At 44.2% G+C, this 24,458-nt stretch carries 22 protein-coding genes; 15 read left to right on the forward strand and 7 right to left on the reverse strand.

The features are described 5' to 3' along the window. Positions 1-15: 15 nt before the first annotated feature. Genes AB1K83_RS12090 through AB1K83_RS12100 form a run of 3 tightly spaced genes read left to right on the forward strand, consistent with a single transcriptional unit; the run spans position 16 to position 3,544 of the window. Positions 16-1,452 (forward strand): spore germination protein, encoded by a 1,437-nt coding sequence (locus AB1K83_RS12090; protein WP_413058448.1) that lies wholly within the window; start codon positions 16-18, stop codon positions 1,450-1,452. Continuing rightward, a complete protein-coding gene (locus AB1K83_RS12095) occupies positions 1,449-2,468 on the forward strand; it encodes a GerAB/ArcD/ProY family transporter (RefSeq protein WP_413058449.1) in 1,020 nt (339 codons plus the stop codon). Before AB1K83_RS12090 ends, AB1K83_RS12095 begins: the two co-directional genes overlap by 4 nt. Next, a complete protein-coding gene (locus AB1K83_RS12100) occupies positions 2,465-3,544 on the forward strand; it encodes a Ger(x)C family spore germination protein (RefSeq protein WP_413058450.1) in 1,080 nt (359 codons plus the stop codon). Before AB1K83_RS12095 ends, AB1K83_RS12100 begins: the two co-directional genes overlap by 4 nt. Positions 3,545-3,581: 37 nt before the next feature. Here the strand turns inward: AB1K83_RS12100 and AB1K83_RS12105 are convergent, their stop codons facing one another. Beyond that, positions 3,582-4,928, reverse strand: coding sequence for an MATE family efflux transporter (locus AB1K83_RS12105; protein ID WP_413058451.1), 1,347 nt, complete (start codon positions 4,926-4,928; stop codon positions 3,582-3,584). 275 nt (positions 4,929-5,203) lie between these two features. Here AB1K83_RS12105 and AB1K83_RS12110 point away from each other — a divergent pair, with 275 nt between their 5' ends. The 6 genes from AB1K83_RS12110 (at position 5,204) to AB1K83_RS12135 (ending at position 13,874) form a co-directional block, all read left to right on the forward strand. After that, complete coding sequence (locus AB1K83_RS12110) at positions 5,204-6,280, forward strand: undecaprenyldiphospho-muramoylpentapeptide beta-N-acetylglucosaminyltransferase (RefSeq protein WP_413058452.1); 1,077 nt, start codon at positions 5,204-5,206, stop codon at positions 6,278-6,280. Positions 6,281-6,479: 199 nt separating this feature from the next. Then, positions 6,480-9,284 carry a 2-oxoglutarate dehydrogenase E1 component gene (locus tag AB1K83_RS12115; RefSeq protein ID WP_413058453.1) on the forward strand — a complete coding sequence of 935 codons (2,805 nt, stop codon included), beginning with the start codon at positions 6,480-6,482 and terminating at the stop codon, positions 9,282-9,284. Positions 9,285-9,353: 69 nt separating this feature from the next. Next, positions 9,354-10,571: a 2-oxoglutarate dehydrogenase complex dihydrolipoyllysine-residue succinyltransferase gene (gene odhB / locus AB1K83_RS12120; RefSeq protein WP_413058454.1), complete on the forward strand. Its 1,218-nt coding sequence runs from the start codon at positions 9,354-9,356 to the stop codon at positions 10,569-10,571. Positions 10,572-10,830: 259 nt separating this feature from the next. Then, positions 10,831-11,028: a DUF6501 family protein gene (locus AB1K83_RS12125; protein ID WP_413058455.1), complete on the forward strand. Its 198-nt coding sequence runs from the start codon at positions 10,831-10,833 to the stop codon at positions 11,026-11,028. Between the two features lie 57 nt (positions 11,029-11,085). Further along, positions 11,086-11,973 carry an ATP-binding protein gene (locus AB1K83_RS12130; protein WP_413058456.1) on the forward strand — a complete coding sequence of 296 codons (888 nt, stop codon included), beginning with the start codon at positions 11,086-11,088 and terminating at the stop codon, positions 11,971-11,973. Continuing rightward, on the forward strand, positions 11,970-13,874 hold the full coding sequence (locus tag AB1K83_RS12135) for a vWA domain-containing protein (protein WP_413058457.1): 1,905 nt from the start codon (positions 11,970-11,972) through the stop codon (positions 13,872-13,874). Before AB1K83_RS12130 ends, AB1K83_RS12135 begins: the two co-directional genes overlap by 4 nt. A 229-nt stretch (positions 13,875-14,103) precedes the next feature. Here AB1K83_RS12135 and AB1K83_RS12140 read toward each other — a convergent pair whose 3' ends face one another. Both AB1K83_RS12140 and AB1K83_RS12145 read right to left on the reverse strand, forming a co-directional pair. Beyond that, positions 14,104-15,294, reverse strand: a complete 1,191-nt coding sequence (locus AB1K83_RS12140; RefSeq protein WP_413058458.1) for a toxic anion resistance protein — start codon at positions 15,292-15,294, stop codon at positions 14,104-14,106. Beyond that, on the reverse strand, positions 15,281-15,943 hold the full coding sequence (locus tag AB1K83_RS12145; protein WP_413058459.1) for a 5-bromo-4-chloroindolyl phosphate hydrolysis family protein: 663 nt from the start codon (positions 15,941-15,943) through the stop codon (positions 15,281-15,283). Before AB1K83_RS12145 ends, AB1K83_RS12140 begins: the two co-directional genes overlap by 14 nt. Positions 15,944-16,347: 404 nt before the next feature. On the opposite strand from AB1K83_RS12145, the gene AB1K83_RS12150 reads away from it, so the two are divergent. Both AB1K83_RS12150 and AB1K83_RS12155 read left to right on the forward strand, forming a co-directional pair. Next, positions 16,348-16,656, forward strand: a complete 309-nt coding sequence (locus tag AB1K83_RS12150; RefSeq protein ID WP_413058460.1) for a DUF1033 family protein — start codon at positions 16,348-16,350, stop codon at positions 16,654-16,656. A gap of 198 nt (positions 16,657-16,854) precedes the next feature. Beyond that, positions 16,855-17,055: a cold-shock protein gene (locus AB1K83_RS12155; protein WP_413058461.1), complete on the forward strand. Its 201-nt coding sequence runs from the start codon at positions 16,855-16,857 to the stop codon at positions 17,053-17,055. Between the two features lie 72 nt (positions 17,056-17,127). On the opposite strand, the gene AB1K83_RS12160 is transcribed toward AB1K83_RS12155, so the two are convergent. Both AB1K83_RS12160 and AB1K83_RS12165 read right to left on the reverse strand, forming a co-directional pair. Then, on the reverse strand, positions 17,128-17,808 hold the full coding sequence (locus tag AB1K83_RS12160; RefSeq protein ID WP_413058462.1) for a hypothetical protein: 681 nt from the start codon (positions 17,806-17,808) through the stop codon (positions 17,128-17,130). A 125-nt stretch (positions 17,809-17,933) separates the two neighbouring features. Further along, positions 17,934-19,541: an ABC-F family ATP-binding cassette domain-containing protein gene (locus tag AB1K83_RS12165; RefSeq protein ID WP_413058463.1), complete on the reverse strand. Its 1,608-nt coding sequence runs from the start codon at positions 19,539-19,541 to the stop codon at positions 17,934-17,936. A 306-nt stretch (positions 19,542-19,847) separates the two neighbouring features. On the opposite strand from AB1K83_RS12165, the gene AB1K83_RS12170 reads away from it, so the two are divergent. The 3 genes from AB1K83_RS12170 to AB1K83_RS12180 all read left to right on the forward strand — a co-directional run bounded on the left by AB1K83_RS12170 (position 19,848) and on the right by AB1K83_RS12180 (position 22,977). Then, entirely contained in the window at positions 19,848-20,165 is a 318-nt protein-coding gene (locus tag AB1K83_RS12170; protein WP_413058464.1) for a DMT family transporter, read from the forward strand. 9 nt (positions 20,166-20,174) lie between these two features. After that, complete coding sequence (locus tag AB1K83_RS12175; protein WP_413058465.1) at positions 20,175-20,516, forward strand: DMT family transporter; 342 nt, start codon at positions 20,175-20,177, stop codon at positions 20,514-20,516. Between the two features lie 178 nt (positions 20,517-20,694). Continuing rightward, entirely contained in the window at positions 20,695-22,977 is a 2,283-nt protein-coding gene (locus AB1K83_RS12180) for a prolyl oligopeptidase family serine peptidase (RefSeq protein WP_413058466.1), read from the forward strand. Between the two features lie 100 nt (positions 22,978-23,077). Here the strand turns inward: AB1K83_RS12180 and AB1K83_RS12185 are convergent, their stop codons facing one another. Together AB1K83_RS12185 and AB1K83_RS12190 are read right to left on the reverse strand one after the other, a co-directional pair. After that, positions 23,078-23,437 (reverse strand): L,D-transpeptidase, encoded by a 360-nt coding sequence (locus tag AB1K83_RS12185; protein WP_413058467.1) that lies wholly within the window; start codon positions 23,435-23,437, stop codon positions 23,078-23,080. Positions 23,438-23,534: 97 nt separating this feature from the next. After that, complete coding sequence (locus tag AB1K83_RS12190; RefSeq protein WP_413058468.1) at positions 23,535-23,720, reverse strand: hypothetical protein; 186 nt, start codon at positions 23,718-23,720, stop codon at positions 23,535-23,537. A 136-nt stretch (positions 23,721-23,856) separates the two neighbouring features. On the opposite strand from AB1K83_RS12190, the gene AB1K83_RS12195 reads away from it, so the two are divergent. After that, positions 23,857-24,432 carry a hypothetical protein gene (locus tag AB1K83_RS12195; RefSeq protein ID WP_413058469.1) on the forward strand — a complete coding sequence of 192 codons (576 nt, stop codon included), beginning with the start codon at positions 23,857-23,859 and terminating at the stop codon, positions 24,430-24,432. The last annotated feature ends 26 nt before the right edge of the window (positions 24,433-24,458 follow it).

Consider the following 24,458-nt stretch of genomic DNA (forward strand, 5'->3'; position numbering starts at 1 on the left):
TATGAGGTGAACAGGGTGAAGGAGCAATCGAAAGAGCAGAAAATAGACGTAGTTTACATAAAAAAATTATTTCATGAATCTGTAGATTTATTCGTGCAGGAAGTCGATTGGCCGACTGGTAAAGGGATTGTTTGCTACTACTATTCTTTAGCGGACGGCAATGAAGTGAATAAACAAATTGATATCATCAGGAACCGCGCTCAATTAGAAATGCCCAATTGGGGAAAGACGGCCGTTTCAGAAATTAAGTCGTATTCAAAGGAAGAACTGTTAAAGATCGTTTGCACGGGTTCGACCGCGGTCATTTTTCCCGATTCCAAGCTGATTTTAACCATCACTGCCCAAAAAGTAGCGACCCGATCCCCTGATGAGCCGGGGAATGAACAAATTGTTCGTGGGAGTCATGAGGGTTTTGTTGAAAATATGCAGCAAAATTTATCACTCATCCGGAATAAATTGAACTCTCCCGACCTCGTCGTAAAATCAATACAAACGGGGCATAAAACCAATACGACGATAACGTATTTATACTTTGACTCTATTGTAGATCACAATGTGGTGTCGGATTTGGAAGCTCGTTTGAAAGCGATTGACGAAGATATTATTTTGAGCATTGGTCAAATCGAGGATTACTTGGAGGACTCGATCTGGTCACCATTTCCTCAATTCATGAACACGGAAAGACCTGACCGTGTCGTGCAAAATTTGGTTGAAGGGAAAATAGCAGTTTTCACAGATGCCTCATCGACCGCCTTAATTGCTCCCATCACTTTCTTTTCTTTTTACCAGTCACCTGATGATTTCAATGGGAGGGTGCTCGTCGGTTCCTTTTACCGCTTGTTGCGGTTATTTAGTCTAGTTACAGCGATTTTCCTGCCTTCCTTTTATATTTCTGTCGTTAGTTTCCATTCTGAAATCCTACCGATTGAGATCAGTAAAAAGGTGAAGCTCGCCATTAATGAAATACCATATCGGCCTGTCATAGAAGCATTAATACTCGAGTTTTTTATTGAATTGATCCGGGAGGCGAGTATCCGCCTGCCAAAACCGATTGGTCAGACGATTGGCATTGTCGGCGGATTGGTGGTCGGGGATGCGATAGTCAGTGCAGGCATCGTATCGAATTTAATGGTGATTGTCGTAGCGATGACCGCCATTTCCAGTTTCGTCGTCCCTTCCGTCGAAATGAATATGACGATCCGCCTTCTGCGTTTTCCATTCATGTTGGCGGCTGCCACTTTCGGTTTTTTTGGGATGGCCATTGGAACGCTTATTCTATTCATTCATTTATTAAATCAGACTTCCTTGAATCAACCCTATTTTTCACCTGTCATCCCTTTCGACCCGTCACGGTTCAAGCAAATTTTTGTTCGTCTCCCATTTTCCAAGTCGCATAAACAGCAGAGGACATTTTCGTTTGGAAAAACGAGAAAGGGACGAAATCGCAAATGATTACATTAACGAGAACCCAATTTTTCCTGATCTTATTTATCATTCAAACAGGAACCGTCTATATTGCGTTTCAAACGCGCTTAATCCGGGCAGCGGAGACCAACGCCTGGGTCGTGTTCTTAGTGGCGGGAGCTATTCATTATTTGCAATTGGTTTTATATGAAAAGGTATATGAACGGATCAACCCAGGGCCTTTCATCTCTTGGTTGTATATCGGGTATTGGTTTGTCATAGTCGTCACATTTCTCGCTTATATCGATTATGCATTGGCTGTCTGGATATTTCCCGATACTCCACAAATCATCATCATTGGAGTGATGGTTGGCGTTTCTCTATATGCCAATTTAAGCAGGGCAGCCACAGCCATCAATTTGCCGGTTCTTCTAGTTCCGCTGATTCCACTGCTAATTCTGGCATTACTATTTGCAATTCCCGACCTGGAATGGACCCGATTGTTTCCCATCACTTTTTCAGATGAGAAGGATTGGTTCAAAGGTCTGTTTGCCGCCCAGACTACATTTATTGGTGTGGAGATCTATTTGTTTTTGCGCAAATATGTGAAAAAGGATAGTGCTATCAAAGGTATCCCGCTTTTTATTTATCAGAACATATGGCTTTTCATTTTTTTAACCGGCCTTCTCTTCGTTCAAATGTTTTTTCCGGTGAGGGATGCCAAGATCATTGAGGAACCGATTATCTATATTTTGAAATCCCAGAAGGTGACATTCGTTGAGAGGTTGGATTTGTTTTTCCTCTTTGTCTGGATGACGTGGAGTATCGTTACGATCACGCTCTATTCGTTCATCAGCATACATGTTCATCAACTTCATGCGAAAAAAAAGAATAGCAAGCGATCTACCATCATCTATCATGTGCTTATCTGTCTGGTCCCATTGTTTTTTCTTACAAAAGAAAGAGTTGATTTCATTAGAAGTGCCATCATTTACTTCCATTTATTTTTTTCGATTGTCTTACCGGTAGTTGTCGTACTGATGAATCGGAGGAAAGCTTCATGAAAAAAAGAAGATTTTTTTTATTCATCCTGCCTATTTTACTCGTAAGCGGTTGTTGGGATGAGGAGCAATATAAAGACGTGACGATCGTGCCCCTTGTCGGATTGGAAGCGCAATCGGAAGGGGTGAAATCGATGTATGCCTTTCCGATTTTCCTCAATGGAAAGATCACGTATGCACAATCGGAAGGGGAAGGTCTGTCAACTCGGGCATCAAGGTCCGATGCCAATCACAGTTCAATGGAAGGTTTGGATTTGGCGCATCTGGAAGTGGTCTTACTCGATGGTGAATTGGCGAAAAAGGAGTTGTATACGTACATAGATATGTTTTTTCGAACGCCCCGGCATCGGTTGGGAAGCTACATCGCCATTATAGAAGGTGAGATGAAAGACTATTTCAATCCGACTGGAGTGGAAGGTGAAGTGTCGGACTATTATCCGGAACTTTTGCGTACGGGTGTGATTTTCAATATTATTCCCGACATTACGCTTCAAGGCACCGCGACCTTGTTATTTGATGATCAAATCGACCTTAGCTTACCCTATATAATAATTGAGGAGGAGAGTGGGGCTCCGAAGTTAAATGGCGTAGCCCTGTTCAGTAATCATCGGTATACAGGGAAGACATTATCCTCCAAAGAATCGATGCTTGCTAATTTGATGCGTAAAAAGAAAGGGAAATATACCCGTCTTTCATATATGTGGAAAAAAGGTGAGGAGGAAAGCCCGATTACAATCGATGTATCGAAAGTCAAACGGAAATGGGATATCACAACAAAAAAAATCGACGCTTCCTACACTCTGGAAGTAAACCTTGAGGAGTTTCCTCATGATCAACTGGATAAGAAGAAAACGATTAGTGAAATCGAGTCATTTTTGAGTAAGGAAATAGAGAAAGAATTCAATGAGGTCATTAAAAAAACACAGGAAGCGAAAAGCGATATCGTCGGATTTGGACGTCATGTACACGCTTTTCATAGGGAGCTATGGAAAAAAGGGGATTGGCAGGAAACGTATGCAACGCTCCCGATTGAGGTGAAAGTGAAAGTGAAGGTAACCAGAACTGGAATCACTAATTAAGAAAATCCCGCACCGTAGGGAATACGGGCGGGATTTTTCATTTTTCGTATTTTTTTTGAATAAAAATCAGTCGGAAGGTCAGCGTGATAGCACCAACAAGCAGGCCGGCGATCAATCCAATCCAGTAGCCGAAAGGGCCAAAGTCTGTATAAGATGCGATGACATGGCCGACCGGCAAACCGATCACCCAAAACGAGATGACCCCGACAATAAAGGTCATATTAACATCCTTGTATCCGCGGAGCGCACCTTGGATCGGAGCTTGAATCGCATCTGATAGTTGGAAGAATGCGGCATAGAAGAAAAATTGGACAGCTAAAGCGATCATTCCTTGATCGGTCGTGTATAGGGACGCTATCTGTTCTTTGAAAATCAGCAGAATCGCGATGGACAAAAAACTAAATCCGATCGCAAACGATACACCGAGAAAGCTATAATGTTTGGCATCCCGAAATCGAGCTCCGCCGACCGCTTGTCCGACGAGGATCGTAGCCCCCATTGAAATACTGAGTGGGATCATATAAAGCAACGAAGCAAAATTCAACGCGATCTGATGGGCTGAAATGACTTCGGTCGTATATTTGGCCATGAGCAATGTCACAACCGAAAAAATGCTTGTCTCGACAAAGATGGAAAGGCCGATTGGAATGCCAATCAATAAAATCTCTTTCCAACGCTTCAATGAAACACGGTCCCATTGTGAAAACAGAGTGAATGACTGGAACGGCCTTCGCTTCCATGCAATCAGGATGGCGATACAGAACACGATCCAATATGTGATCCCGGAGGCATAACCGGCTCCGACACCTCCCAGTTCAGGGAAGCCGAAACGCCCGAAAATCAGCAAATAATTGAGCACAACGTTGATAGGGGCCGATAATAAAATGATGAACATTGAAACACGTGTTGCCCCAAGTGCATCAAAGAAAGAACGCAAGACTGTGTAGGCGAAGAGGGGAAACAGGCCGATGCTCAACCCTTTCAAATAATGGGACGCAACGGATTGGACTTGTATCTCCAGAGGCATCTTGTACACAAAATAGGAGCCTATCAAGAGAAGAATTGAAAAAACGATTGCCGAAAGCAGAATAGATACGTATAATCCTTGCTGGACAGATGGTCGGACCTCTTTATGACGCTTGCCTCCAATCTGTTGAGCAATAATGGGCGTCAAACCCATCAAGATGCCTGATAGTCCGGTATAAACCGGAACCCAAAAGGAAGAACCGATTGTCACTCCTGCCAAATGGTATGTATCATATCGCGCTGTCATAAGAATATCGAAGAACGACATTAAATAGAGAGCCACTTGCGTGATTAAGATCGGTAATACGATTTTTCCAAAATGGAGTGATTTTTTTTTAAAGGGAAGTGTTGCTTCCAAAAGAGATCCCTCCTTTTTTATGAAACCAACCCCCATTGTAACACGAAACGTTTGATATAATGAGTTGGAAGAGCGGAAAACGAGGTGAGTTTTCCCATCAATTACGCCTCGGCGTAATTGCGAATCGAACAGCGAAGGGTTCGATTTGCCATATTTCTGCGTTCTTTGCAGAAATAAAGGCACCCGCTGAATTAGAGAACACTAGCATTCTTCCCTTCACTTTTAGAAGTGGAGGTCTTCGGCTGAATTCAGATAAAAATGAGGTGAATAACCTGGTGAAACGACCAGCAATCCTGTTGACGGGCGGCGGAACAGCAGGCCACGTGTCTGTGAACGAAGCGCTGATCCCGGTATTCAGTGAAAAAGGATATGACATCCATTATATAGGGTCCTATGAGGGCATTGAAAAAGAATTGATCAGCGAAGGATATCCTGAAGTGACGTACCATGCTATCCAAAGCGGGAAGCTGAGGAGATATTTTTCCATGAAAAATGTTACGGATCCTTTTCGTATTGGGGCAGGCGTTATGCAGGCTTTCTCCATAATACGCAAGATCAAACCGGAAATCATTTTTTCCAAAGGGGGATTTGTTTCGGTTCCTGTTGTCCTGGCAGCTAAACTGGCTAGAGTGCCTGTAGTCATTCATGAATCGGACGTCACGCCAGGCTTGGCAAATAAATTGGCATTGCCTTTTTCCAAGCATATCTTCACAGTGTTTGAAAAAACATTGGAGTACGTACCTGCTGGAAAAGCGACCTGCACAGGGGCTGTCATCCGACCAGAGCTTTTCAATGGTGTCCGGGAAGAGGGGCTTCGGTATATGGGCCTTAGCGGAGAAAAGCCTGTCCTGCTTATCATGGGAGGGAGCCAAGGGTCCGCCGTCATTAACGATGCAGTCCGGAATGAACTGCCCGCTATTCTTAACCGGTTTGATGTGATTCATTTATGCGGAAAAGGGAATATTGATGAAGAGCTTGAATGTATTCCTGGTTATACACAATTCGAGTATGTCACGGAAGGATTGCCCCATCTACTTGCAGCCGCAGACTATGCAGTATCGAGAGCCGGTTCGAATGCCATTTTTGAACTGTTGGCGTTGCAAAAGCCGATGCTGCTCATTCCGTTATCAGCTGCAAAAAGCAGAGGCGATCAGATTCTGAATGCATCTTTGTTCGAATCATTGGGAATTGCCCTTGTACTTAATGAAGAGGAAATCGGCACACGCCCGTTACTGGATGAATTTGTTATGTTGGAGAAGGAAAAGGAACGCTTATTGGTAAATATGAGAAAAACTGAGCAGCCCAAAATACCGGAAGACATGGCGGATATGATACTAATGTACCGAAATTAGCCCTGTTCGGCAGAACCGTATTTTTGCTTGGGATTTAAACTGTTGCATTATGGGGAAAGGAGGTGTAAGGTAATTCGGGACAAAAAGTTCAAGACTTGACGCTAAACCCTTTTAGTTCTTAGGTTTGCATGGTAATATGGATACGGATAAAAAATAATATTACACAATATGCCGAATGGCAATGTGGAGGTCATTTTAAATGTCGAACAATGTTGGCTCCTCCCCGTACGCAGAATTTACGGGTCCTAACCTTGGATATGTTATGGAGATGTACGAGGTCTTCAAAACAGATCCTGAAGCAGTCGATGCTGGACTTGCCGAGATGTTTAGACGTTTCGGTGCACCGGATCTTGGCACCACCCAACTAGACGCAGCTGTCGTAGAAGTGGCGCCGGGGAATTTTGGAAAAGTGTTGTCCGCTTATAAGTTGCTCGATGCAATACGTACATACGGACATCTGGCAGCGGATATTTATCCATTGAACGATCGTCCAAAGGATTCATCCCGCCTCGAGCTATCTTATTATGGATTAACCGAAAATGATTTGAGGGATATGCCCGCAACATTATTTTTCAAGCAAACTCCGGTAGGTATCGATAATGGACTGGACGCAGTAAATCACCTGAAATCGCTGTATACGGGGAAAATTGCCTATGAGTTTGCACATATTATCGACGAAGAGGAACGGAATTGGATTCAATCTAAAATTGAAAACGGAGAAATGGCTATCAATCTTTCCGTTGATGAGAAAAAAGATCTTTTAGAACGTTTGACGAAAATCGAAGGCTTTGAGAAATTTATTCACCGCACATTTGTCGGCGCGAAACGGTTCTCAATTGAAGGCCTTGATACGCTTGTCGTTCTGCTGGATGAACTCGTTCGCCGTTCAGAAGAAGAAAATACAAAGAAAATGTTGATAGGCATGGCTCACCGTGGCCGTTTGAACGTCCTTACACATATCTTGAATAAATCGTATGAAATGATGTTTGCACAGTTCGCCGGTGTACCGGATGAACCTTACCTCCCTGAAGATGGCTCACTTGAAGTGACCCGCGGTTGGTTTGGCGATGTGAAATATCATATGGGTGCCCTCTATAAAGGGAAATCGGGCATGAACCGTTTCTTGGCATACAACCCGTCCCACTTGGAGGTTGTCAACCCGGTTATTGCCGGACAGACAAGAGCGGCGCAAGAAATAACAGATAATCCGGGCATCCCGGAACAGGATACAAACGCAGCATATGCGATCATGATCCATGGAGATGCCGCATTCCCAGGTCAAGGAATTGTAACGGAGACATTCAACTTCAGCCGTGTCCGTGGATTCCAAACAGGCGGATCCATCCATGTGATCGCCAATAATATGATCGGATTTACAACTGAATACTATGATTCAAGATCGACTCATTACTCTTCTGACCCTGCAAAAGGTTTTGAAGTGCCTGTATTGCACGTCAATGCAGATTGCCCGGAGTCGGTAATTGCAACGGCTGCCTTTGCATTCGAATACCGGAGTAAATTCGGCAAAGATATTTTAATCGATTTAATTGGGTATCGACGCTACGGTCATAACGAAATGGATGAGCCGCTAGTCACCAACCCATTAATGTACCATGATATTCATAAGCATCCGACTGTCCGTGAATTGTATGGAGAGAAGCTTGTTTCTGAAAACATCATGACAAATGAGGAAGTAACGAAGCTTGACTCGGACGTGTACGCCGTCATGCAGAAAGCCTACGATACCGTAAAAGAGCAATCTCCGAAAGCGGAACTGATTTCGAACGAGACGCCGGACTATGTTCTAGCAGGATATCCGAGAGATTTGGAGACCGGAGTTGAAGAAGCGACAATCCGCCGGATGAACGAAGAACTGCTTACGTATCCGGAAGATTTCCACGTATTCGGTAAATTGGAGCGTATCCTGAAACGTCGGGAAGATCCGTTCAACGGAAAAGGGAAAATCGATTGGGCTCATGCAGAAGTGCTTGCATTCGGCAGCATCCTCCAAGAAGGAAATCCAATCCGCATGTCGGGACAAGATGTCCAGCGTGGGACTTTCGCCCACCGCCACCTCGTTCTACATGATGAGAAAACAGGTGAGGAGTACGTACCTCTTCACCATATTAGCGGATCGAAAGCATCCTTTGTTGCCTACAACAGCCCGCTGACAGAAGCTGGAATTGTTGGCTATGAGTTCGGGTACAATTTGGAAGACCCGCAAGCCCTATCTATCTGGGAAGCGCAATATGGAGACTTCTCCAACATGGCGCAAGCGATGTTCGACCAATTCGTCTCAGCAAGCTATTCGAAATGGGGCCAACAATCGGGATTGGTCATGCTCTTGCCACACGCATATGAAGGCCAAGGTCCTGAGCACTCTAGTGCCCGCATTGAGCGGTATTTGCAATTATGTGCGGAGAATAACTGGACCGTTGCAAACCTTTCTAGTGCAGCAAACTATTTCCATATTTTACGCCGTCAAGCGAAAATGCTCGGTGATAAGTCGATGCGTCCACTGGTTATCGCATCTCCTAAATCCCTACTTCGCCATCCATTAGTTGGGGCAGATGTGACTGACTTGACTGAAGGGCACTTCCAGACCGTCTTGGAACAACCAGGTACAGGAAAAGACGTCGATAAAGTCAAGAAGATATTGTTCGCTAGCGGTAAAATGGCGATTGATCTTGCAGAGCGGGTAAAGGATGGAAAAGGTTATGAACACTTGCACATCGTTCGCGTGGAACAATTGTATCCATTCCCATCTGAAAAGATTGCGGAAATCATTGCACGTTATCCGAAAGCGAAAGAGCTTGTTTGGGTGCAGGAAGAACCGAAAAACATGGGGACTTGGGGCTTTGCCAATAATTATATCCGCGAATTGGCAGGCAACAAGAAGATTTCCTATGTAGGACGGATCCATCGTTCCAGCCCTTCCGAAGGGGACGGGGAATCACATAAAATCGAACAGAACCGAATTATTGAAGAAGCATTGAAAAAGTGAGTCGGGCATCCGCTCGGAGAATGAAAGCTTGTGCACCGTCCAAACGGTAGATCAGAGGAGGAATATATTGTGGCAGAAATTATAGTACCGGAACTTGCAGAGTCGATTACGGAAGGAACAATCGCGCGTTGGTTGAAACAACCTGGCGAAATGGTTGAAAAGGGCGAGTTCATTGTTGAGCTTGAAACAGATAAAGTAAACGTGGAAGTCATTTCGGAAGAAGCAGGAGTAGTCCAAGCCCACTTGGCGGCGGAAGGCGACACGGTTGAAGTGGGCCAAGTCATCGCGACAGTCGGAGCGGGTTCAGGAGCTCCGGCTGCAGAATCGGCACCAGCAGCGCAAGAAACAGCTGCCCCGGCAGCTCAACCTGCAGCAGCGGCTGCTTCCGAGGAAGGAACTGCTGATCGTACAATTGCAAGCCCGGCTGCACGTAAATTGGCTCGGGAAAAAGGAATCGACCTTGCGGCAGTATCGCCAGTTGATCCAATGGGCCGTATTCGTGTGCAAGACGTGGAAGCGCATGGTACTGCACCGAAAGCCCCTGCAGCTCCAGCAGCTTCTGCACCAAAAGCAGCAGCTCAAGATGATGGCCGGATCACTCGCGAAAAAATGACGCGCCGTCGTCAAACAATTGCAAAACGTCTTTTGGAAGTCAAACAATCGACAGCTATGTTGACGACATTCAATGAGATCGACATGACGAACGTCATGGCACTCCGTTCACGCAAGAAAGACCAATTCTTTGAGCAGAACGATGTTCGCCTCGGTTTCATGTCATTCTTCACGAAAGCGGTCGTCGCGGCACTTAAAAAGTATCCTTATGTCAACTCCGAAATTGACGGAGATGAAATCCTGTTGAAAAACTACTATGACATCGGAATTGCGGTATCGACAGAGGGTGGACTCGTTGTACCTAACGTTGTCGATGCGGATCGTAAAAACTTTGCGGAAATCGAAGCATCGATCGGTGAACTTGCTGCAAAAGCACGTGACAACAAGTTGACGATTGCTGATATGACAGGTGGTTCCTTCACGATTACAAACGGCGGTGTGTTTGGTTCCTTGATGTCCACTCCAATCCTAAACGGTACGCAAGTTGGAATCCTCGGCATGCACACCATCCAAAAACGTCCGGTTGCCGTTGGCGATCAAATTGAAATCCGTCCGATGATGTATGTGGCGCTTTCATATGATCACCGCGTCATCGATGGAAAAGATTCTGTAGGATTCTTGAAGATGGTCAAAGAATTGATTGAAAATCCGGAAGATCTTCTCCTCGGATCATAAGACAAAAGCGAAGGGCGCCTGCCTAGAGGCGACAGGCATAAGGCGAAGATGTGGCGTGGCGATTTTTGCCAATCGAGCAGCGAAGGGCTCGATTTGCCGAATTTCTGCACAATAAGCAGAAATTCAGGCACGGTTTTTAGCAGCTTTGACTTATGACCCCGAGCCTCTGGCGCCCGGAGCTAGATGATACCAAAAAATCGGTCCATTTAGCTAGATGGGCCGATTTTTCCCTATTCCATATGATTGGAGGATATGCTCTATGAACTTCACCAACTGGGCAGAGGCACCAACCCTGCGAAAAGTCGTTTGCCAACACGCAGATGCAGAAAAATACGTAGTGACGAATGTACTAACCCCTGGTAAAGAATACGAAGTGAAAAACGAGACGGATGAATTCGTTTTTATCATCGATAACAGCGGGAAAGTCGGCGGTTTTTATAAAAGATATTTTGAATAATCATCTCCCGACACGGTTTGTCCGCGTCGGTTTTTTTGATAAGCGGGAGGAAAGTATATGGAGTCTATCATTGAAATCGAAAAGCAGCAACGCACGTCCCGGAAATTTGAGGAAGTAGATCGGAAGTTGATTCAAGAGGGGGGGTATGTCTCGCCAGACCCTCATCTATGGGAAGATGTTTTAATCGGCATTATATTACAAAACCCGGTTCTGTTGAAAGGGCCATCCGGAGCGGGGAAAACCAAGCTTGCACAAACCGTTTCGGACTTTTTCCAACAGCCGATGCAGAGCATTAACTGTTCGGTCGATCTGGATGCAGAAGCCTTGCTCGGATTCAAGACAATAGTCCGGCAAAATGGTGAAATGATGATTGATTTTGTAGAAGGACCGGTCGTACAAGCGATGAAAAAAGGGCATATCCTCTATATTGATGAAATCAATATGGCGAGACCCGAAACATTACCGATTCTTCATAGTGTTCTGGACCATCGAAGAATGCTGACCAATCCATTTACGGGAGAAGTGATCTACGCGCATGACAATTTCACCGTCATTGCCGCTATAAACGAAGGCTATGTCGGGACATCCCCTATGAATGAAGCCTTGAAAAACCGCTTCGTCTCGTATTCCGTTCCTTATATCGCTGGCGAACAATTGGTCCAAGTTATCCGACAAGCTCATCCTTCGGCATCCGAAAAGCAAATTTCACTGTTTTTACAAATTGCAAATGATCTGAAAAACCAAGTAGTCAATGGCTTGTTATCTGATGAAGCTGCATCGATCCGGAGTTTGCTCGATGCTCTAGGATTGGCCGCCCATATGCCGGTCGATCGGGCAATCCGTTATGCTATTGCTGAAAAACTGGAAGATCCGATTGAACGAGACCTTGTTTTGGAGTTGGTGGAGACTTGGGTGCCTGCCAGCCGAGCGGAGAAAACCGAATGACCAAAATAAATCGGTTTATTCAATTCAATGATGAGACCGTAGACGCCAAAACGTATCTATTATATGAGCGACTGGCCAGAGCATTGGCCGACGCTCCTTTTTTGGAATTGACGGAGCGCAAGCTGTTGGAGTTCCAGCCGCAAGAAGGGATCGTTTCCATAAGCGTCTTCTGGCGGCACCGGGAAGATAGGGTCGTTCATGCCGGGCGACTGTCGGATATTTATTTATTGACGTTAGGTTTTTGGAAGGAATTTGACGTAGGCGTCTGGCTCCAATTTATGAAGGATTTTCAACACCATCCTTTGCGGAAATTGGCATCGGAGCTATTGCTCATGCTGGAGGAGTTCCGGTTCATTGAATTGATCCAAAAAGAACGTCCCGGGACAAGGGCTGCATTCCAAGTGCGGGTTGAAGCGTACCGTAATTTTCATCATGACCAACTGGTAGCAAACATTCAGAAAGGTTTTTTAGCTGATGCTTTGCTTAATGAACTTTTTCTAGCGCTCTATGAAGGAATGGTTACCGAATCCGTTATTGATTGGATGGAATATGACCTAGATAGGGGACGGATTCTATCTTTATGGCAACTCGCTTATGATGCAAAAAGCACAGAAGCCCAAATTGTCTTGGTTCACCGAATGGTGGATATGGTCGAGGAATCGATCGACAAGGACTTGCTTCATCAATATTATGCGCTCGGGGATGCCATTACCGAAGAGACTGTCCGGTTTTATTACCATCAAGGAATGGCCGAGGCAGAAGAGGGCGAGCCAGGGAAGAAAGAGACGATCGAGGAAGTTTTTCGTTCGTGGCATCGAGAAAGTGAAGATGAGTCGGGCGTCCATTTGGAATATGAGCTGGAGCACGGCCGATCGGGTGCAAGTGATGCAACAGGAGCGGCACCAGGTGATGACGAGGCAGAAATTGAAGAAGTAGGATTTGGTGGATCGAAAGGCGATATGAAGGATTGGTTGGATGAAGAAGACGAGAAACCGGAGAAACGTGAAAAAGGCCAGTCTGCGGGTACGATGTTCGGCAAAGAGCACGTGAACGTCGTCTATGAAGAGAAACGAATTCATGTTGTGAATGAAACGGAGAATCGTAAACGGCTAGACATATGGCGGGAAGAGCAAAAGCCCTTTGTCCGGGCATTCGTTCAGGAAATGAAAAAGCGGATGGAGTTAAAACGAAACGCTTCACGGGAACGGCTTATGATGGGAAGGTTGTCCAACCACTTGATGACGTTGTTTTTGGACGAGCGACCGAGGCCTTTTTATCGAAAAAACGCCCCATCCACAAAATTGGACGCCGTTTTCGGTTTGTTGGTTGATGGGTCTGCATCGATGATTGATAAATTGGATGAAACGAAAAAAGCGGTCCTACTCTTTCATGACGTACTGCGGCAACTGGACATTCCCCATGAAATATCTTTGTATTATGAAGATGCGTATAATGTGACGAACGAACGACAGCCGAATGTGTTCGAACGTATGCACACATTTCACGACCGTAGCCGGGACAACGGGCTTGCCATCCTCTCATTTGACGCAAATGAAGACAATCGGGATGGCTTTGCTATTCGATGGATGGCCAACCAACTTGCGGGGAGGCCGGAGAAGCATAAATTTCTGCTCGTATTCTCTGACGGCGAACCGTCCGCATTCGGCTACGACCGAAATGGCATTGTCGACACGGCGGAGGCTGTCATGGAAACCGAAAAACGAGGAATTTCTGTTATTCATCTTTTTTTATCGACAGAGGAACCGACCGAAGACCAGAAAGCCGTATTCACTATGATGTTTGGCAATAAAACCGCAGCTTCTCACTCAGTGGAAAGCTTCACCGACCAAACACTGCGAATTCTTCGGAAATTGTTAGCGATCGTTATCCGGACGGCTTGAGGTAGGGTAGAGGCTCATCTTACGGTCAAACCAGCTCATAAGTTCGGCTAGGCGCTTATAACTCGTGAGAACCGCTCATAAGTTCGACTGGACGCTTATAACTCGTGAGAATCGCTCATACGTTCGAACTCGCTTATGTATATCAGTAGAAACGCCCACGCCTTATTTGTCGCCTGGCAAATAGAAAATCCGCACTAACTATGCATTGAATCCATGAAAAAACCGCCCATCAGATTGGGCGGTTTTGCGTTTTATCGTGGACGGCAAGGAGACGTTGTTTTAATTCCTCTTCCATCCTACCGATTTCTACTTCGGCTGCTTTCCGTTTCGCACGGCCATCTGCTTGGATGACGAGTGTTTCTTCTATCGTCTGGATTAAATTCTCTTGTGTTTTCTTCAATGTCTCAATTTCGATAATGCCGCGTTCGTTTTCTTTTGCCGTTTCAATGGAATTGATTTTCAACATTTCCGAGTTTTTCAGTAACAGATCGTTTGTCGTTTTTGTTACGAGTTTTTGCGACTCGACCGCTTTCGCTTGGCGGTTCAACGTCAAGGCAATGGCGATCTGGTTTTTCCATAGCGGTATGGAGGTCATGATGGAAGCTTGGATCTTTTCCGCCAATGTTTGGTTAGTCTGCTGAATCATCCGGATTTGCGGGGCACTCTGGATGGTGATCTGTCTGGATAATTGAAGATCATATGTCCGTTTCTCCAACCGATCCAAAAACTGGGCCATATCGTTCACTTCTTGGAAATCCATCTGATCATTGGACAATTCCGCTTTCCGGCGGAGTTCCGGAAGAATGACATTGGCAATTTCATCACGTTTCAACTCGGCAGCAGCGATATAGACGTTCAGCGCCTGGAAATAAGTCTTGTTTTGCTCATATAAATTATCGAGCATTTGCACGTCTTCCAGTAAACCGCGTTTTGAGTGCTCCAACTGTATTCCGATCCGGTCGATTTGTGTGCTCAATTTCTGATATTTGGTCATCATTTCCTGGATGGATTTGGATACTTTGCCGAACAGCCTACCAAGAGGGGACTTTTTCTTTTCGCTCAGATCATCCGGGTCAATCTCAGAGAGCTTATCCATCAAATCTTTCAGCACATCGCCGACAGGTCCAATATCCTTACTTTGAACGTGATCGAGCATTTGATGGGAGAAGCGCGACAATTCGCCTTGTGCATTGGCACCGTAGGTCAAGATCGCTTCATAGTTTCCAACTGGGATCTGCTCCGCCAGCTGCTTTGCCTTCTCCCTCTCTTCAACAGATAGCCGATCGATCAACTTCGTACTTGTGCCGACTTCCTTGGTCTGCATTTCCTTCGGCAGTAAAGGCTCCTGCAAATCAAACGGATTGTCCAATAAGTCATCGAATGTCTTGACATCATGTTTTGTCGCATTATTTTCTGTCATGGTTTGGATCTCCTTTCATCTCCAGAATCGGCTTTTTCTTATTGATGGATACATCGACAAAATCGATTTCCATCTGAAGCCTTTCGATATCCGAGGCAAGGGCGCCGCGAAGATCTTGTTCTAATTGCCGATTCACGTCTCCAAGCGTTTCACGTGTGTTTTGTAATGCAATGCGAAGATCTTTGTCTTTTAAAGGCTGGTTGACCAGCATCGCGTATTTCGAAGTCAATTCGACTGCGGAATCAAGATGGGCATAGAAAAATTGTTCAACTTGATAGAATTTCCTCGGATTGGTCCGAACAATATTCAATATCTTCCGGGAAAGATTATTCATTTCATAGAGTTGCTTGAATGCTTGGACGGACCTCACCTGTCCGTATAAACTGTTTAATTTCTTTATTTTCATTCGAGCTTCTGCAATTTGCCCTTTTATATGATTATACTCAGACCGCGACATCCCGAGTTTTTTAATATTGGATGAATGTTGCAGCTGTTTGACCGAGAATGTTCCGCCGAGATAAATGGCGATCAATAAGGCAGTCGCTGCCACGATATTCAAGCCTGCACCCATAATAAAATAGAGCCATGACCCAAAGCTAATTGGTGCGACAATGAAATGCCGTGTGAAAAATTGTTTAATCTCATTCATGATGTGCCGGGCCTCCTTTACCTATCAATTATACGTTTCATCATGGATAAAGTTTCAATTCTATATTCAATTATAACCGATTCTGCCCAGTAACACATGTATTTCATTTGGAAAAGGCGCCTGGGCACCATAAAAGCAATAGAAGGCACCTATAGCCAAGTCCTCTAATTACAATTAGGAAAAACATCATAACAAAAACCACTTTAATAAACCTTTAATTGAAGTTTTTACAAGAAATATACCGTTAATATAACAGTCCTTTTTACCTGTTAGACATAATAATGTAAGGAATACGAGCGGAAGAAAGCAATTTATCGCAAACTTGTAAGCGTCTTCACTTGGACTTTTTAAGGTTTTTTGTTAAAATTAAAAGCATTCACCGCTGTTTGGATGGAGGCAAGACGATGTACGAAGTACTTTATATAAAAGCGGATTATGAGCCGTGGTGGATGTTCGAGGGATGGGAAGAGAAAGTCCAACTGCGTCATACGTTTCATAATGAGGAAGAAGCTACTGTTTTTTTTCATCAATTATTGGATGAATTCAGAAGTCAATATGAACATGAGGCGGTAAAAAAAGAATTTTTCTATGCATTCTGGACTGACCAAGAAAAAGTCTTTTGCGAAGGATGCGATGAAGATTTACAAGTATATCATGGAGTTATGCTTTTATTACAAGATAGCGGGGGCTATTCAATAATTCGAAATATTTAAAATTCCGGTTGACATTAAACTTGAATATGATATAGTTGTTTTAATCGGAAACAATATCCAAATGTATAAGAAACACCGAAATGAGCGTATTCACATATTACAAAAAGTGATCGGCATCGTCGGTACTTTTTGTAATATGTGAATTTTTCTTTTGGAAAAAATCATGTATTAAAGAATTAACATTTTGGAGGTTTTGGTATGAAACAAGGTACAGTAAAATGGTTTAACGCAGAAAAAGGCTTCGGTTTCATCGAAGTAGAAGGCGAGGATGACGTATTCGTACACTTCTCAGCAATCGAGGGTGAAGGATTCAAGTCATTGGACGAAGGTCAACAAGTAGAGTTCGAAGTGGTGGAAGGAAACCGCGGACTACAAGCTGCTAATGTTGTAAAACTTTAATTCGTCAAATCGAAGAGGCACTCATGAGCGAGTGCCTCTTTTTTCAATGGTGTGACGGAATAGAACTTTATTTTAAATATCATCAATCAATTCCAAAGAGGAAGTGACGGTAAATTCCTCGCCATCGGTCGTCTGCATGACGGACTCGCGTTTTACCTCGCCAATTCCTTCGACAAAGTATTTTCGATTAACGTAGTCTTTCCCTTTCTCTTCAATGACTAACGCATGGTCAAATTTCTTGTACGGGGTGTCGACAGAGGCATCTGTATCGACGATGGTCCAGAAATCGAAGGTGGCGCCTTCCTTAAAAGGCTTTTTCAAATAGACCCCGATCGGTGTCATCGCTTCCATCGCGGGCAAGTCAGGGAAATCCTCTTTATTTTCAACGACTTTTTCCTCTAAAATATTGATGGAATCCGGCTCCAGTCTAAATATCCGCCGAACGATTGCACCTCCGTTGTTTTCATGAATGATGACATACTGATCGAAAGGGTGAGCAACTTCGATTTCGAATTCTGCAAATTCATTTCCCATACCTTGAAACCTTGCTTGCGTTCCATCCGGTGGGAAATAATCGCTCATCGCAATCGCTTTCTCACGTTCTTTTCCTTTGCCTGGCTGGGTTGTACCGTCCTCCGAAGTCGCTGGGCCTTTGGACGAACCTGAATTATCCATTGTTGTGGAATTCCGCTCCCCGCAACCCGCTAAGAGAAACATTATCATACATAGCATAACAACACGATGTTTACCCATTTCAAACACTCCTTTGCCATTGGTATACCCAATTTTGCGGAATCCATAGGGTGAACGAATTTTTTTAGATGAAAATTCGATAAGAAACGAAAAAACCGCTCCCCGTTCAGGGAAGCGGCATTGCATCATTTTACAGCCTGTTGTTTGTCTTTCCACTCCAAGTATTCGTCGTAGTTCATCAGTTTATCAAAAATCGTTCCATCTTCGTGGATTTCGATGATGCGGTTGGCTACCGTCTGGATGAATTGCTGGTCATGTGAAGTGAACACCATCGCTCCTTTAAATGCCATCAAGCCGTTGTTGAGTGCTTGGATGGATTCCAGATCCAAGTGGTTCATCGGTTCGTCAAGAAGTAAGACATTAGCAGACGTCAACATCATTTTTGACAGCATGCAGCGGACTTTTTCGCCTCCAGATAGGACGGAAGGCTTTTTATTGACTTCTTCACCGGAGAATAGCATGCGTCCGAGGAATCCGCGAAGGAACGTCTCGGTTTGGTCTTCCGGAGAGTATTGGCGAAGCCATTCCACAAGCGATTGTTCATCGCCTTCGAAATACTTGCTATTGTCGAGAGGGAAGTAGGCACGTGACGTAGTGACGCCCCATTTGATGCTTCCTTCATCCGGTTGGTCCTCTTCAGCCAGGATTTGAAGGAGAGCCGTTTTTTGCAATGGGTTTCCGAGAAGGATAATTTTGTCTTCTTTCCCCATCGTGAATGTTGCATTTTTCAACATCACTTTTCCTTCGACTGTTTTCGATACGTTTTGGACACTTAGCACATCATTCCCGATTTCACGTCCCATCGTAAAGTTGACGAAAGGATAGCGGCGTGAGGAAGGGCGGATATCATCCAATTGAATTTTTTCCAATGTCTTTTTACGCGATGTCGCTTGTTTTGATTTAGATGCGTTCGCACTGAAACGGGCGACGAAAGCTTGTAGTTCTTTAATTTTCTCTTCTTTTTTCTTATTCTGGTCTTGCGCCATTTTTAAAGCGAGTTGGCTAGATTCATACCAGAAATCATAGTTCCCTGGGTAAAGCTGAATTTTCGAGAAGTCGAGGTCCGCAATTTGCGTACATACTTTATTCAAAAAGTGTCGGTCGTGGGAGACGACGATGACGGTGTTGTCGAATTCAATTAAAAACTCTTCCAGCCATTGGATTGCTTTCAAGTCCAAGTGGTTAGTCGGCTCGTCTAACAGAAGGACATCCGGTTTGCCGAACAAAGATTGTGCCAGCAACACTTTTACTTTTTCAGAACCGGTTAATTCCGCCATTTTCATATGGTGAAGAGACTCTGGAATGCCAAGTCCTTGCAAAAGAATCGCAGCTTCCGATTCTGCTTCCCAACCGTTCAACTCTGCGAATTCGCCTTCCAGTTCGGCAGCACGCATGCCGTCCTCATCCGAAAAGTCTTCTTTCATATAGATGGCATTCTTTTCTGCCATGATGTCATACAACCGTTTATGTCCCATAATAACCGTGTCGAGCACTTCGTTTTCTTCGTACTCGAAGTGGTTTTGTTTCAAAACGGCAAGCCGCGCTTCTTTGTCTAAAATGACGTTGCCCGTTTGCGGCTCGATTTCACCGGATAAAATTTTCAAAAATGTTGATTTACCTGCTCCGTTCGCACCGATCAAACCATAACAATGACCGGGGTTAAACTGTATATTGACGTCTTCAAACAGCTTGCGGTCACCGAATTGAAGACTTACATTAGAAACTGCTATCATTCAAAATCCTCCTAAATTCACAATGCTCCTATTATAGCACGGAATAATTCCCTGTAGCAATTTTCCTGAAAGGGAATATCAGGTGGGAATTTTCATTCAACTAACAGGAACAGTCAATTGCAGTTAGATTTATAATCTTTTGTAATCCAACCGTCCGGACGGTACAGTGAAATAGGAGGTATGATATTTAATTGGCATTGGATGGGTTGTATTACACACAACTATTTCCAATCGCACCGATTGACGAAAGACTGCAACTGCATGTCTCACTACTTATTTAAATTCAGTAGTATTGGAGGATGTTGAATGAATGCCTATTTATTATTAAGCATTGCTGTGGTCGCTGAAGTTTGTGGTAGTTCCATGTTGAAACTGACAGAAGGATTCAAGAAAATATGGCCTACAATGGGGGTAATTGCGGGATATTCCATTGCTTTTTATACATTATCCCTATCGCTTCAAACATTACCACTCGGCCTTGCCTATGCGATTTGGTCTGGTGTTGGCACAGCGTTAACGGCATTGGCGGGGATTATTTTTTATAAAGAGGAAATAAATCTAAAAAAGTCGATGGGCATATTGCTGATTATCGGTGGGGTAGCACTACTGAACAGTGGTTTATAGGAGGTACATATGAAAGGGTATATATACTTGGGTATTGCGATTGTTACAGAAATTGTGGCGACAATGTTTTTAAAGCTGTCTGAAGGTTTCACAGTCCTTGTCCCTTCTTTAATTGTTATCATAGGGTACGGATTTTCTTTTTATTGTCTAGGTAAAACGCTAGCCTTCTTACCGCTTAGTTTGGCCTATGCAATTTGGTCCGGTGTAGGCACAGCTTTGACGGCAATCCTCGGCGTATTATTGTTCGATGACCCTGTCAGTTTTGCTGTAATTGTAGGGATTATACTCATTATTGGTGGTGTTGTTTTACTCAATTACTCCCCTCGTGTGAAGGTGGAAAAGACGATATGAGATCTTTGTCTTTACTGAAAATAATTTTATTCAATTCAGTATGAGAACACCTGCGTTGCCCATCTTAAAATGAATTAGGGCGGCACTATCGATTCCTGTTTTACTTCCCGGAATTATTTGACAATATAAACTGTGTTCGTGTACTATTTAAATAGTACACGAAAGGGAGGAATGAGAAGTGAGGAAAAGATTTTTACTGACCGTCTTCACGGCAGCGCTTATTGGATCCTATCCATTAAGTGCAATGGCAACGGATGGGCACACTACGGTAGAAGGTCAAAAAGTAGAGCAACAGGTAAATGTGGAAATGGCCGTTTCCGTCGAAGATTTTATTGACACTGCTTTACGGGAGTTCACGTATCAACACGCTTCCAAAGAAATGCGCGAAGCCATCGTAACACGTTGGGTGCTTCCAGGTGAATTGGAGGACCGTCAAGCCTCCATTTCGAAAGGGGAAGCTGCACGTATTGTCATTCGGTCGCTCGGTATAGAGGAAGATGAGAAGACTTTGGATGATTACTTACAATCTGCGAAAGCCCAACGACTCTTTACACTTCAAGCCAAGGCAGATGCTCTGATGACCATCGATGATCTAGAGACACTCGTGGCGGGTTACAACAAAGCGCCTGCCCATGGGATCACGGATCGCGGTGTAGAAGAGATCTCCGTCGAAGACTTCATGAAAAACCCTGGAGATTTTGGTTATGATCTATCTCCAGATGGAGAATATATTTCTTATTCTTCTTCATGGGAAAACCGTTTTAATGTCTTTTTCAAGAAGATGGGGGAAGACAGCGAACCGGTACGGGTGACCAGCTCCAAAGATCACGATATCGTCGCCTCCTTCTGGAAAGATGATCAAATCCTCTATTTGAAAGATGATGGCGGAGATGAGAATTATCATATTTATTCCTCCAGCTTCAATGGTCAGGAGGAAAGGGATTTAACTCCTTATGCTGGAGTCCGGGTAGAAATGGTCAGTGGTTTGCAGGGGATCAAAGATGAAATCCTTATTATGATGAACAAGGAAGACCCGACCGCTTTTGATGTCTATAAATTGAACATCAAGACGGGTGAAACGACACATGTAGCTAAAAATCCAGGGAATATCGTTAGTTGGCTAGCGGATCATGATGGGAAAATAAGGATTGCCGTAGAATCGGACGGCGTCGATAGCACGGTTTTGTACAGGAATTCCGAAAAGGACGAGTTCAGGCCTTTTGTCCAGACTGAAGCGGGAGATTCGATTACACCGATCGCTTTTACGAAGGACAACCAATCCATTTACGCCTTGTCCAATAAAGAACGGGATAAGATTGAATTAGTGGAATTTGACTTGAACGCAAATGAAAAGGTCATTTATACCAACAAACAAGTGGATGTGCTAAATACTGCCTATGATCGAACACAAGATAAAATCCTGTATAGCCTTTACATGACGGACAAACTGCATTATCAATTTCATGACGAAAAATTTGAGGCGTTATTCAATGAACTGAAAGACAAATTGAACGTCAGTGAAAGTGAACTGATGATTAATGATTACAATAAAGAAATGACGAAATTCATTGTCGCTGTATCGAGTGATAAAGTATATGGCACCTATTATTATTACGATTCAACGACGAAGGAATTGACGAAATTAGCGGAATTGGGTTCTTGGTTGGATCCGGACCAATTAGCAGACATGCATCCGATATCTTATAAGAGCCGAGATGGCTTAACGATTCATGGTTATTTAACATTGCCGAAGAATAAAAAACCTGAGAATCTGCCACTGATTGTCAATCCGCATGGGGGCCCTTGGGCAAGGGATATGTGGGGCTTCAATCCGGAAGTTCAACTTCTCGCAAACCGGGGATATGCGGTCCTGCAGGTGAACTTCAGGTCTTCAGCCGGTTACGGAAAAGAGTTCCTCGATGCGGGCAATAAACAGTGGGGATTAAAAATCCAAGATGATATAACAGACGGAGTCCAATGGGCTATTGAACAAGGGATTGCAGATCAGGACCGTATCGGAATTTATGGCGCATCCTTTGGTGGCTATGCAACGTTAGCCGGCATCACATTCACCCCTGATTTGTATGCCGCTGCCGTAGACTATGTAGGCGTATCTAACATTTTCACTTTATTGGAAACCATCCCTCCATATTGGGAAACGATCCGCAATGATTTGTACAAACGGGTCGGACATCCGGTCGAGGATAAGGAACTTCTCGAAGCGGTCTCCCCAGTCTTCCATGTGGATAAAATCAAAACGCCATTATTCGTTGCCCAAGGAGCCAATGATCCTCGGGTCAATCAAGCGGAATCCGACCAAATCGTCGAGGCGTTGAGGGCAAGAGGGGTAGACGTGGAGTATATGCTGAAAGAGAATGAAGGACATGGCTTTCAAAAGGAAGAAAACCGGATTGAATTTTACAATGCGATGATCCGGTTTTTGGACACACATCTGAAGTAAAATAGAAAGAGGTTGTCCGGACAGTCAGTGAATTGATTGTTCGGGACAACCTTTTCTTTTATTCACCAATCACCATCTCATACTTGAGATGGAGAAAGGGTCATTTATGGATTACTACCCGCGTGCCCACTGGAACAAGAGCCTGCAATTCCATGACATCCCGGTTGTGCATCCGGATACATCCTTTTGAAACATCCTTACCGATGGAAGACGGGTTATTCGTTCCATGGATGCCGTAATGTGGTTTCGATAAGCCCATCCAAAAAACCCCGAAAGGACCGCCGGGATTCCGTTGCTTATTAATGATTGTATAAGTGCCTGTGGGTGTAGGGGTGACGATTCTTCCGACGCCAATCGGATAGGTTTTAATTAACCTGCCGTCCTCGAATAATTTCAATTGATGTTTTGACGTGGAAATATCAATCGATTTGACTATGAGAATCCACTCCGTTTTTAACATTCTATGAACGGCAGTTGAACTTATGAACCCTCTATAGATCAATGAAGAAATGTGAAAATCTAAAAACCCTGCTATATGTCAAGCAGGGTTCCTGTACTTATAGCTCCAAATACTGCTGTTGGTTGATCCACCAGTCGACGTGATCCAAGTTAAAGTGGCTTGCCCGGTTATCAGAGGAGACGTCCATGTCTGCCAAAAGGGCTTGAATGTCTTCTTCCGTCACAGGGTAATCGACCGATTCGAGATAAGCAATGACGCTGGAAATCCCTTGGACTGTCCTCAACTGAACCACCTCCTGTCGGGTTTCATTTGTGGCAAGGCAAATAACTACATACGATTCGATAAAATCCCTTTACCCCCTTTTTTACCGAATTAAACCTATTTCTGGTAAACTGTTTGTAGGAATAGGGGGATGGAAATTGGATAATTATGATGAACGGATACGTCAGTTGGATGAGCAATTTTGTTCTTTATTAAAAGAACGGAAGGCACTTACAGAAAATCGAATGGTGGAATTACCGGAAGAAGTGATGATCGAATGGGCGGAGGCCTATGGTTTGCATGTTGACTATGTAAAGTCTTTATTCAATATCATTCAAATGGAGGACCAGTTTCGTCCGCGCGTGGAACCTCTGAATTTCAGGAAGTATGTCCCTGTCATGCAATCCGTGGAAACGGAAGATTATTTATATTCAGTTACGTTTATCCGACAGTATGAGAACGCCAGCGTTGTCCAATTACATGTCAATTGGGATGGTACTGACGATCGACGGGGCGAAGGACCAAATTATCCTTACTTCAGCTTAGCTATCGGGGAGGGGTATGATTGCCGGGAGGAAGGCGGGAGCGGTACAACCGGGCATGCCACTCAAGAATTCGTCGTATCGCCAGCACTGCCTGACGACTTATCCGGAACCGAATTTAAGTTCTCCACAGTTGGAAGTCCCTTTTTTAATCAGTCCCACGTCGTCGAATTTAATATCCGTACAAAGTGAAATCAAAAACAGATAGGGAAGGGAGT

The organism is Sporosarcina sp. 179-K 3D1 HS (assembly GCF_047228905.1).
In the GTDB taxonomy this organism is placed as follows: Bacteria; Bacillota; Bacilli; order Bacillales_A; family Planococcaceae; genus Sporosarcina.

Coding starts and splice junctions, on each gene's coding strand:
- AB1K83_RS12115 (WP_413058453.1), top strand. CDS start 6,480: ATGTCGAACAATGTTGGCTCCTCCCCGTACGCAGAATTTACGGGTCCT.
- AB1K83_RS12175 (WP_413058465.1), top strand. CDS start 20,175: ATGAAAGGGTATATATACTTGGGTATTGCGATTGTTACAGAAATTGTG.
- AB1K83_RS12145 (WP_413058459.1), bottom strand. CDS start 15,943: ATGAATGAGATTAAACAATTTTTCACACGGCATTTCATTGTCGCACCA.
- AB1K83_RS12165 (WP_413058463.1), bottom strand. CDS start 19,541: ATGATAGCAGTTTCTAATGTAAGTCTTCAATTCGGTGACCGCAAGCTG.
- AB1K83_RS12155 (WP_413058461.1), top strand. CDS start 16,855: ATGAAACAAGGTACAGTAAAATGGTTTAACGCAGAAAAAGGCTTCGGT.
- AB1K83_RS12100 (WP_413058450.1), top strand. CDS start 2,465: ATGAAAAAAAGAAGATTTTTTTTATTCATCCTGCCTATTTTACTCGTA.
- AB1K83_RS12095 (WP_413058449.1), top strand. CDS start 1,449: ATGATTACATTAACGAGAACCCAATTTTTCCTGATCTTATTTATCATT.
- AB1K83_RS12125 (WP_413058455.1), top strand. CDS start 10,831: ATGAACTTCACCAACTGGGCAGAGGCACCAACCCTGCGAAAAGTCGTT.
- AB1K83_RS12150 (WP_413058460.1), top strand. CDS start 16,348: ATGTACGAAGTACTTTATATAAAAGCGGATTATGAGCCGTGGTGGATG.
- AB1K83_RS12135 (WP_413058457.1), top strand. CDS start 11,970: ATGACCAAAATAAATCGGTTTATTCAATTCAATGATGAGACCGTAGAC.
- AB1K83_RS12170 (WP_413058464.1), top strand. CDS start 19,848: ATGAATGCCTATTTATTATTAAGCATTGCTGTGGTCGCTGAAGTTTGT.
- AB1K83_RS12160 (WP_413058462.1), bottom strand. CDS start 17,808: ATGGGTAAACATCGTGTTGTTATGCTATGTATGATAATGTTTCTCTTA.
- AB1K83_RS12140 (WP_413058458.1), bottom strand. CDS start 15,294: ATGACAGAAAATAATGCGACAAAACATGATGTCAAGACATTCGATGAC.
- AB1K83_RS12185 (WP_413058467.1), bottom strand. CDS start 23,437: ATGTTAAAAACGGAGTGGATTCTCATAGTCAAATCGATTGATATTTCC.
- AB1K83_RS12130 (WP_413058456.1), top strand. CDS start 11,086: ATGGAGTCTATCATTGAAATCGAAAAGCAGCAACGCACGTCCCGGAAA.